General features: G+C 45.4%; 12 protein-coding genes and 1 tRNA gene. 4 read left to right on the top strand and 9 right to left on the bottom strand.

What is annotated here, in order from left to right; all coding sequences use genetic code 11:
- The coding region (locus HF974_11020) for a hypothetical protein (protein ID MBC2698838.1) at nt 1-150 on the bottom strand (150 nt) is incomplete at its 3' end.
- Between the two features lie 267 nt (nt 151-417).
- On the opposite strand from HF974_11020, the gene HF974_11025 reads away from it, so the two are divergent.
- Nucleotides 418-669 carry a hypothetical protein gene (locus HF974_11025; protein MBC2698839.1) on the top strand — a complete coding sequence of 84 codons (252 nt, stop codon included), beginning with the start codon at nt 418-420 and terminating at the stop codon, nt 667-669.
- Nucleotides 670-857: 188 nt separating this feature from the next.
- Nucleotides 858-998, top strand: coding sequence for a hypothetical protein (locus HF974_11030; GenBank protein ID MBC2698840.1), 141 nt, complete (start codon nt 858-860; stop codon nt 996-998).
- 199 nt (nt 999-1,197) lie between these two features.
- On the opposite strand, the gene HF974_11035 is transcribed toward HF974_11030, so the two are convergent.
- The 7 genes from HF974_11035 to HF974_11065 all read right to left on the bottom strand — a co-directional run bounded on the left by HF974_11035 (nt 1,198) and on the right by HF974_11065 (nt 7,019).
- Nucleotides 1,198-2,313 (bottom strand): hypothetical protein, encoded by a 1,116-nt coding sequence (locus tag HF974_11035; GenBank protein ID MBC2698841.1) that lies wholly within the window; start codon nt 2,311-2,313, stop codon nt 1,198-1,200.
- 168 nt (nt 2,314-2,481) lie between these two features.
- Nucleotides 2,482-2,601, bottom strand: a tRNA-Ser gene (locus HF974_11040).
- A gap of 307 nt (nt 2,602-2,908) precedes the next feature.
- Nucleotides 2,909-3,556, bottom strand: coding sequence for a hypothetical protein (locus tag HF974_11045; protein MBC2698842.1), 648 nt, complete (start codon nt 3,554-3,556; stop codon nt 2,909-2,911).
- Nucleotides 3,557-3,562: 6 nt separating this feature from the next.
- Entirely contained in the window at nt 3,563-4,261 is a 699-nt protein-coding gene (locus HF974_11050) for a hypothetical protein (GenBank protein ID MBC2698843.1), read from the bottom strand.
- A complete protein-coding gene (locus HF974_11055) occupies nt 4,258-5,028 on the bottom strand; it encodes an ABC transporter ATP-binding protein (GenBank protein MBC2698844.1) in 771 nt (256 codons plus the stop codon). Before HF974_11055 ends, HF974_11050 begins: the two co-directional genes overlap by 4 nt.
- A gap of 104 nt (nt 5,029-5,132) precedes the next feature.
- Complete coding sequence (locus tag HF974_11060; protein ID MBC2698845.1) at nt 5,133-5,762, bottom strand: radical SAM protein; 630 nt, start codon at nt 5,760-5,762, stop codon at nt 5,133-5,135.
- A 66-nt stretch (nt 5,763-5,828) separates the two neighbouring features.
- Nucleotides 5,829-7,019: a geranylgeranyl reductase family protein gene (locus HF974_11065; GenBank protein ID MBC2698846.1), complete on the bottom strand. Its 1,191-nt coding sequence runs from the start codon at nt 7,017-7,019 to the stop codon at nt 5,829-5,831.
- A gap of 340 nt (nt 7,020-7,359) precedes the next feature.
- Between HF974_11065 and HF974_11070 the strand changes: the two genes are divergently transcribed.
- Both HF974_11070 and HF974_11075 read left to right on the top strand, forming a co-directional pair.
- On the top strand, nt 7,360-8,628 hold the full coding sequence (locus tag HF974_11070) for an ATP-binding protein (GenBank protein MBC2698847.1): 1,269 nt from the start codon (nt 7,360-7,362) through the stop codon (nt 8,626-8,628).
- A 57-nt stretch (nt 8,629-8,685) separates the two neighbouring features.
- A complete protein-coding gene (locus HF974_11075; protein ID MBC2698848.1) occupies nt 8,686-8,850 on the top strand; it encodes a hypothetical protein in 165 nt (54 codons plus the stop codon).
- 17 nt (nt 8,851-8,867) lie between these two features.
- Here the strand turns inward: HF974_11075 and comE are convergent.
- Nucleotides 8,868-9,391, bottom strand: a 524-nt coding sequence (gene comE / locus HF974_11080) for a sulfopyruvate decarboxylase subunit beta (GenBank protein MBC2698849.1), incomplete at its 5' end; no start/stop codon positions are given.

Consider the following 9,391-nt stretch of genomic DNA (forward strand, 5'->3'; position numbering starts at 1 on the left):
TTTCAATCTTCCGGCAAATTCTTTTAACGGCTTTTTTCTGACGATTTCTGCTATACGATTTATAAGGGCAGTAAAGCTTTCCCCCTCTTTTTTTAGCTGGACAAGGCTTTTGTAAGCTTCTTCTGAGATAGTTAATGTTTTATGAGCCATATGTTAAAGTGTATTTATTCGTGTATTTAAATATGCCTGTCATTTTTATTCTTTACGTCTTCTATTGTTAATATTGAAATGCTGTTCAGCCCCCACCCCGTTCTCACACTTCTACACTCTCCCGCTGCCCTTCCCACACTCGACCGATCGCCCATTTCTGGCACTGCGGACCGGGCGGAGGTGCTCATGCGCAGAGAGTGGGTCGGGAAGTGGTGTGTGCTGCCGGCGGCGGCATTTCCGCTAAACAAATGGATAACGAGGCAAGAGATGCCTTCATTCTCACAAGTCCGGGCTGACCAGCCATATGGCTGTAAAACATCTGATGAAAACTGCCAGAGGATAAACGAGCAGGAGAAGCGCCTGGGCTGGGATTCGAACCCAAGTATACCTTACGATACAACAGTTCTCGAGACTGAGGCGTTCGAGCGAAGCGAGAAGGCCGAGGATAAGAAAATCGCAGCAGCGATTTTCGACAGCCGCATATATACTCCAAAGAGTCACACGGCTCCGTTGGATTAGTCCGCTCTGCCACCCCGGCACTATTGGGCAGGAAAAGATAATTCATCTCTACACATGTGGGAAAAACAGGTAATCGATGAAATTACTGCACCTCTGGCAAACAGCGCGCTATAGATGATGAAAGCCAGTCTTAATCAGAGATATTTCCGGCTGGTGAGGCTGTTGAACAAAATAAAGTCACTTAGTCTATGAATGATTTCTGGGCGGGGGGAGAGAGCGAATCATTTTCAGTTAATATCTCCCAGCCTGATGTCTCTGCTGCAGTTATCAAACGGCAGGGAACACCACAATTCTGGGACAGCACGGAGGATTTGGTAGTGACCTATTAATCGTGGCTTTACAGCAATAACCATTACGCTGCGAGACAGTTTATATAATCTTGGTATATTTCTTGAAATATATACCAATAGCAGAGTTTGTTAATAAAAAATTGTAAAAGGCCACAAAATTCAGGTCACGACTGAGTATCCTTCATGGTGATTTGGAACTATGGGCCTTTTGTTGATCCTTAAAGTTTTTGAATTTACATCAATAACAATATTCGGCAAAACCTGCTGCCTGGAAGTTAATTGGCTTGCCATCTATTGTTCCAGAAACATCATATGTTCCTGTCAATTCCAATATGGTTGTACATGAAGTTTGTTGAGGATCATCACATAACACGAGAGGTATGGCATTTGAAATACTGAATGTTGATATGATAGTATTACAGCTGTCGTCTTCTGCAGTTGCTGTTATCATCGAAAGATAATGATGAGGTGTATAAGGTACCGTAACCCACTCATATTCAAAAACTACGTTTTCGAATACAGCGATTTGGTGCTTATTTTTCCACAAAAGCAACCGATTTCCATTTTCACTGAAGTGCGAGCTGTCAGTCAATCTTCCTAATACAATACAATACCTTCCAACATCAGTATCAGCGTCATCATTATTTGCTTCTATACCTTGACCCCAGTCCCATCCAATATTATCTCCCCAAGACCATGTGCCCCAATTGTGATCATGATAACCCTGGACCCCATCAAGGAGATAATCTTCTTCACCAATGATTAGATTTCCTATCACTTTACATGCTGGAGCTGTACTGACCCAGTTCATATTATCTTTGTAAGAATCTCCAATTGTACCTTGGAATATTGATGTGGGTTCAGCCATAGGAATATATGTTGCATCGAAAATAATTGGAATTGCAATTGAATCTTTATATTCAACAGATGGGAGGATTAAACCTTCAGCATGAACCTTATAACCATTGGGTAATAGTTCAACATAATTATTTCTGATTGTAAGATCTGGAGAATCAATTGAATATTCTATTTCTGAAATTGAATAGGGTGCAGAAGATCCACCAAAATTGTCTTCAATATTGTAGGCCATTATAATGGATCCATAACTTTGTAATTGGTTATCAAGGTTGCCTGCAATAAGAAAAGTCACAAAAAATTTCAGATTATTTTCTTCATCTATGAAGTTAAAATAATGCCATTCTTTATAGCTATCGCCACTTAATTCTGGATGAAAAGAATCAATAATAGATAATTCTCGTATCAGTTTACTGTTTGGTTCAGCAGTACTTATTATTGGTATTGATGATAATGTAAGAATAAAAATAATATATATAATAACTGATTGTTTTTTCATTTTAATATGCCTCAATATCACTTTATTTTAATCGACTTAAGACTTTTCATATACAAATATTTTTCTTCACCTCCACTTTATAAAATTGTACTTACAAATTTCCCATATACTGTGAAATGCTTTTAGTGAGTGGAGTATGAAAATAATTGAGATTACGTAAAAAAAAGGCGCCGGGGTTGGGATTCGAACCCAAGTGTACCTTACGATACAACAGGTCTCGAGCCTGCCGCATATAGACTCCAGGGAGTCTAACGGCTCCGTTGGATTAGTCCGCTCTGCTACCCCGGCAACAAGGAGGTAGAATTCACTATACTGTCATGTAATGACTTTAAACTTCTTACTAAAAGGTGAGATTAGACAAAGCAGGTATCGAGTCTGAGGCGTTCGAGCGAAGTGAGAAGGCCGAAGATAAGAAAATCGCAACAGCGATTTTCGACTGCCGCATATAGACTCCAGGGAGTCTAACGGCTCCGTTGGATTAGTCCGCTCTGCTACCCCGGCAACAAGGAGGTAGAATTCACTATACTGTCATGTAATGACTTTAAACTTCTCATAAAAAGGGGCTGCCTTAAAAGCTGACACATGCTTGGACTGCCTACCACACCTTCAGGTCAATCCCCTCGATCCTCAACCTGCTGCCCTCGGAATGCACCACCACACCAGAATGCACCTTCTGCATCATGCAGTGTTCAGGCAGAAACTTCACAGTCTGGCCCACATCAGGCACCCTGCCCTTACTGACAATACCATCAAATGCCAACACCAGACATAGGCCAATATCCTCAAAAGCCACATCATCCCCGCCAAGCCTGTGGATAGGCCCAACAAGATGAACGGTCATGATACCCCGCTTCATATCCAGCACCCTGGCAAAATGCGTAACAGGACACCCCAGTGGCCTGTACCGCACATACTCGCCCACATCCGGCCCCACCTCCGGATCAAAAGGATGCAGGTCTTCCCTGCATGACGGCTCACCAGGCAGGGGTGAAAAAACAAAATCAGCCTCAAGTCCGTCAATAACACCAATAATAGGCCTGGAATCCTTAATACCAGTCCCAGGACCGCCAAGAAGTTGCTGTATCACGGGTATATTTAAAGCTAACTTCTCAGAAGCCAGATAGGGGCAGCCGTCAAGTTCTGCCTCTCCCTCAAGCAGTGCCGCCGCAAAATCCCTGCACTGCCGGTAACCACATTCCCCGCAATTATATCCAGGCAGCAGGCCTGCAATCTCCTGCGTCATCCTGCATCATTCCCCCCTATACTCGGTAAAACCGTCAATATGCCGCAGCACGCCCATGTGGTGTTCCTTTGCCACCCGCATCTCACCAGTGCACAGGGTGCATATGGCCAGGGGCGCATTATGCCGCAGGGTAAGCTCTTGCCCTACATCAGGCATCTCACTTATCACCTCTGCCAGTTCTGAAGCGCCCTGCCCGCTCAGCCCGTTAGCCTCTATTATCCGGCAACCAGGGTTCGCCTCATTGACACGTTCCCTGAACACTTCCCGTTCGGCCTGGGACACGATATCGCCCTTGGTCGCCACCACCACATCTGCCGTAGTCAACAATGGCCCAACCTTCAATGGAGTATTAGGACCTGTGGTCACATCAATCACACACACTGCAAGGCAACCGTCGGGATAGGGCGCACACCGCAGGCAAAGGCCGGCAGTTTCATTGATAAGTACCCCGGCATCCTGCTCCCTGGCCCATTTCAGCATCTCATCCGTATTGTATATAGCAAAATGGTCAGGGCACATGTCCCTGGACAATCCAATGCGCACAGGTATGTCCAGCCTTTCAAACCTTTTATCATCATCCGTCCACAGGCAGTCTATCTTCACCACCGCAGGCGACATGCCTACCTGTTTAAGCGACCTGATGGTATGCATCAGTACCGATGTCTTACCCGAACCTGGTGTGCCCGCTACTACCACCAGTTTCATATTACCCCGGCTTCCTCGACCAGCCCACCCTGTCTTATGGTATTGCGAAGTGACATCATGTAATTGTCAAGCTTAACAAGTTCAGTGCAGACATTCATCTCACCCGCACTGGTAGTGATGACCTGCCGTATCCCGCCGTTTCGCATCACAATGCGGCGTTTGGTCATAAGTGCCAGAACAGGATCATGGGTTACCACAAGCACGATCTTCCCTTCGGCAGCCAGGAGTTTCAGGGCTTCCTGTTTCTTGATCCCTGCATTTTCGATCTCATCGATGAGCACTATGGGCGAGTCACTAATTACCGCAATGTCAGCAGCCATCAGCGCCCTGGACTGCCCTCCGCTTAATATAGTAAGCTGGTGCCCTGGCTGGATAGACTCCCCGGTAAGTGTATTGGCAATGTCAATTACCCGCTCAACCGTGTCAGAGTTACGGTTCCTGCTCTTGGCATGCATCCTGAGGAACTCTTCTACTGTCATATCAGCAAGGAAATGCATGTTCTGTGAAAGCTGGGCGATACGTTTTTTCCTGGGATCGGTGCGGATATCCCTGCTCGGTGCCTTCCCGTTTATCAGGATTTTGCGCCGGGTCGGGGTATCTCCCTGTGAAAGCTGCTCGATATCACAGATCAGTGTACTTTTACCTGAGCCGGTGGGACCGACAATACCGATTATCTCGCCCGGGCATATGCGTATCTTCTCAACATCTTCTTTTGCACCGGACTTATCGATTCCACATATAATTGTCAGTTCATGAATATCCTGCATATAGGAAACTTTACCAATTATAAATATAAAACTTTCCCATTACAAGATAAAAGCGTCACTATTGTGAAAAAACGACATGTTGATTGTACAATATGGCAAACAAATCATTGACCAATAACTGGCCCGCCATATCCTCTTACCTTGAACGATGCACCGATCTCCCCTGCTATCTGGCGGCATTTCTCAATATCCACGGGCGGCAGGTCAAGAACCGTGAACCTTAATTTTATACCTTCTTTCACCAGATCCCTGGAAAAATCCTTCATCGACTCATAAGCATTCTTGTACATGCGGGGTTGTACCAGCTGGACATAGGTCGCTTTGTCATCAGTATTAAGACTGACAGAAACCTCATCAACTCCCGCCTTTTTCAGCTCACGGGCAACATCACGGTCAGGGTACTGGAGTTTGGCATGCCCGATAGTGTCAATCCTCACACTGACATCCCTGGCCTTTAACCATCGTGTGATCTCAAGCACATCATCCAACCTGGACAGGGGCTCTCCCAGTCCTGTGAACACTACTTCATTATACCCAGAAAGGTCATGTTTGCCAAGTTCCTCGATAACCTCAGCCACTTCGGGCTCCCTTGAAAGTATTAAGTTATAGCCATAGACCCCGTCTGCATAGTTCTTAAGGCAGAAAATACAGTTGCATGTGCACCTGTTCGTGATGTTCAGGTACAGATTCCCATGTGCAGGATAACAAATCGTTCCCAGGTCTTCCTTGTTCATTTTACATTCACTCTCTGGTTAGTACACTTTTAGGCCTAATAATGCAAGCAATCAACATAAGGTTAATCACCTTATACCTGTATTAAGTGTCTTGAGCATCTTTTTTACAGGTTCGGGCAGTCTTCCCCGCTGCAGAGCCTTCATTTGGTCAGGGGTCAGCAGCTTCATGGCTGTGCTCATCATTGGGTCTGACCTCATAAGCCCGTCCATCAGTTTTTTCACATACACTGAAGTTTTTATTTCCAGTCCCATCTGTTCCCGCCACCTGTTCTCGTACTCAGCCAGCTGGCATTTACCTGCCACTGCATCCGCTGCTGTCTCTCCTGCGATCTTCCCGCCAACCATGGCAGTGGGTATGCCGCCGCCATTGGTGGCAATCAGGTGTCCGGCTGCATCTCCGCAGATGATGATGTTACCTTCAACCGTTTTGGGTGGTGCACCCCCAACCGGTACGATGCCACTGATCACTGCCGTTATACTGCTGCCTTCCAGCATGGGCGCAGCTCTCGGGTGCTCGTACATGAACCGGTGCAGGTAATCCTGTGTGGAAACACCTGGCTCGCATAACGGCTGTCTGACACCCACACCTATATTGGCAGCATCGCCGCCTTCGCTGATGATCCAGGCGTACCCGCCGGGTGCATAGTCACGTCCGAAGTACATTTCGACCGCATCCCTGTCAATATCCACCCCGGTAAGTTCGTACTCCAGTGACACTGCCCGGCCCATATCATCGCTGCGCTCGATAAGACCGGCAGTCTTCGCAACCATTGAAATGGGGCCGTCCGCACCGATTATGACCTTAGCCTGGATGTTAAACTCACCCATTACTCCCCTGATGGATACATTATCCGCTTCAATAGAATCGGCACGGGTGCTCACCATCAGTTCCGCTCCTGCCTTTGCAGCTTCCCTGGCCAGGTGCTTATCGAACCTTGACCGATCCAGCACATGCGCCTTAACCCCGAACTCCTTTGGTTCCAGGTTCGGGGACAGGAACCTGTGGATACTGGTAGTGGTATGAACACAGCTTGATGGGATGTCCCCGAGTGTGGATGGAAGTTCGGCACCAGGCAAAAGTTCCCCGAGTTCCTCATGATCAGGCAGGAACCCGCCGCACTGGATGGGAGAGCCGAGGTCTTTCTTTTTGTCTATCAGCAGTACACTGGCACCGGAGCGGGCCGCATACATGGCAGCAGTGGAGCCTGCGGGTCCGGCACCGATTACTATTATGTCATAGGATTCTTCCGGGGTCATGGTGTTTGTCTCGTATCCTTCTTAACTGAAAATACAGTTACCGATTTATGAGTTACAATAGAGAAAATAGACTTAAACATGACTATTATGTCTGAGAATAGAAGGTTAACCCATATTCAAAATAAGTCCAATATAACGGACTTATATTAGTATAATTAGTCCATTGAATGAGAGTTATTTTAGATTTTATATCTATTATACCCGACATATTTAATGCAAATAACTATAACATATTCGACATATGTATGGCAAACAATTCTATTATACAAGACATCTTTCAAAAAAATAACTCTATCATATCAGACATATTTATGAAAAATAACTCTATTATATTGGAGTAATGGTCGAACCTGATATAAAACCAGTACTGGAATCATCCAATCCATGGTGGCAACCCGACAGCTCATTTGCTCCTCAAGCATTTGAAAAACAAATAGTTAATGAAATAATATCCCACCTAAAAAGCCCATTTTCCCTCATTTTGATAGGACCACGGCAATCAGGAAAGACTACAATTTTCCACCAGATCATTAAGAACATTTTGACACGAGTAAAAGACCCGAGATGTATCGTATATGCACCTCTGGACCGTATGAAACACGCAAGCTTGACAGATATAATCAAAGTACATCGGGAGCTTACGGCGGTGGAAGGTAAATGTTATTATTTTTTTGATGAAGTCCATTATGACCCTGACTGGGCTGTTAATTTGAAAACACTCATCGACACCCAGACAGGTGATAAATATCTAGCTACTGTTTCGTCCTCAACCCTGCTATTGAAAGATTCTGCCGAATCAGGAGTAGGCAGGTTTGAATTCAAGTCAGTATCACCCTTCTCTTTAAGGGAATTTATTTTGAAAAATGGAGTTCAGGACAGCGAAATAAACGGACTTTCAATTCAACATGATCTAAAGGAAATGAAAACAATTATTCAATCATGGGATGAGGTCAGACTCCTGGCATTAAAGCGGACCATTGAACCCTTCCTTAAAAAATACTTACTTTTTGGAGGTTTTCCTGCGCAGTTCGCTTATGAATACGATATCATGCAGTGGCAGAACTATTTAAGGTTGAATTATGTCAGTCTTATCCTGTATAAGGACATACTTTCCAGATACGAAGTAAGGGACCCATCCATACTCGAAGACCTGCTTTTTTTAATCGCAGAAAAGACCACACTTCCTTTAAGCTATGCCTCATTAGGTAAGATATTCAATATCAGGATTGAGACCGTGCGCCAGTACTTGCATTACCTGGAAGCTGCAGGGCTTATAATAATATGCAATTATTATACAATGAACATATCAAAACGTGCGCGCAGGAATAAGAAATTCTATACTATTGACCCCGGGTTCACAGCGGCTTTGAACCATACGACCATATTAACGGACCAGGATATTTCAAAGAATGTAGAAACCGTTGTGGCCGCCCACCTGGTCAATTACCTGAAAGTATCTACTGGATTATTGAACCTAAGGATATCTTACTGGAAAGAAAAATACGAAGTGGATTTTGTGATAGGTCCGGGAAGATCTCCAGTTCCTATTGAAGTAAAATTTGCAAGCACTATCCGTAGGGACGACATACTAGTGTCAAGTCAACCATGAAACGTATAGCGACCATCTGCCATATCTTATATGACGCAGGCGTATTTTAAAAAATTAATGCGACACTTTACGCTTGACTTTACACTAGGCCTGATATCGTTTATGGAAAATAAAAAAATACAGTCCGGGATCGTCATCACCAAAGATAAGACCGATGTGTGGGAGGTAAATGGTATGGAAATCCTACTTATTCCGGCATGGCTGGTATTGTGCGGTTTGTAGATTATGCCCCATGCAGGTTATGCTTCCCGACTCAGTACAGATTCCATGAACCTTTCCTTAATCTCAACCGGACTTAACGGAATTTCTCCAACAGGCTCATTCACCGGCCTGACCACCATATCTATAAGTCCGGGCCCGGTTTCGTCCTTAAATTTGTTATATGCAGCCACAAGCTCTTCTCCTGTATGTGCCTTGGCAGTGTACTGCAGCCCGTGACCCCTTGCCATTAGTTCCAGGTCAATGCACTTGCACGCCAGGGTCTCCTGGTTGCCAGTGGAACCGTATGCTCCGTTATTCATTGCCACCACGGTTAGGTTGGATGGCTGCAGCGCAGCGATCTGGGTCAGTACATTTGGATTCATGAGCAGGCTGCCATCCCCGTCGATCACCACAACTTGCCTGTGCTGTGCCATTGCCAGTCCCAGCCCGATAGCAGATGCCAGCCCCATGGAACCCAGCATGTAGAAATTCAGGGGCCTGTCGCCGGCATGGTACAGTTCCTTGCTGGGTATGCCGATATTTGAAACTACGATCTCATCAT

The organism is ANME-2 cluster archaeon, from assembly GCA_014237145.1.
Taxonomy (GTDB): domain Archaea; phylum Halobacteriota; class Methanosarcinia; order Methanosarcinales; family Methanocomedenaceae; genus Methanocomedens_A.

Coding starts and splice junctions, on each gene's coding strand:
- HF974_11030 (MBC2698840.1), top strand. CDS start 858: ATGAATGATTTCTGGGCGGGGGGAGAGAGCGAATCATTTTCAGTTAAT.
- HF974_11075 (MBC2698848.1), top strand. CDS start 8,686: ATGCGACACTTTACGCTTGACTTTACACTAGGCCTGATATCGTTTATG.
- HF974_11060 (MBC2698845.1), bottom strand. CDS start 5,762: ATGAACAAGGAAGACCTGGGAACGATTTGTTATCCTGCACATGGGAAT.
- HF974_11055 (MBC2698844.1), bottom strand. CDS start 5,028: ATGCAGGATATTCATGAACTGACAATTATATGTGGAATCGATAAGTCC.
- HF974_11050 (MBC2698843.1), bottom strand. CDS start 4,261: ATGAAACTGGTGGTAGTAGCGGGCACACCAGGTTCGGGTAAGACATCG.
- HF974_11045 (MBC2698842.1), bottom strand. CDS start 3,556: ATGACGCAGGAGATTGCAGGCCTGCTGCCTGGATATAATTGCGGGGAA.
- HF974_11025 (MBC2698839.1), top strand. CDS start 418: ATGCCTTCATTCTCACAAGTCCGGGCTGACCAGCCATATGGCTGTAAA.
- HF974_11065 (MBC2698846.1), bottom strand. CDS start 7,019: ATGACCCCGGAAGAATCCTATGACATAATAGTAATCGGTGCCGGACCC.
- HF974_11070 (MBC2698847.1), top strand. CDS start 7,360: ATGGTCGAACCTGATATAAAACCAGTACTGGAATCATCCAATCCATGG.
- HF974_11035 (MBC2698841.1), bottom strand. CDS start 2,313: ATGAAAAAACAATCAGTTATTATATATATTATTTTTATTCTTACATTA.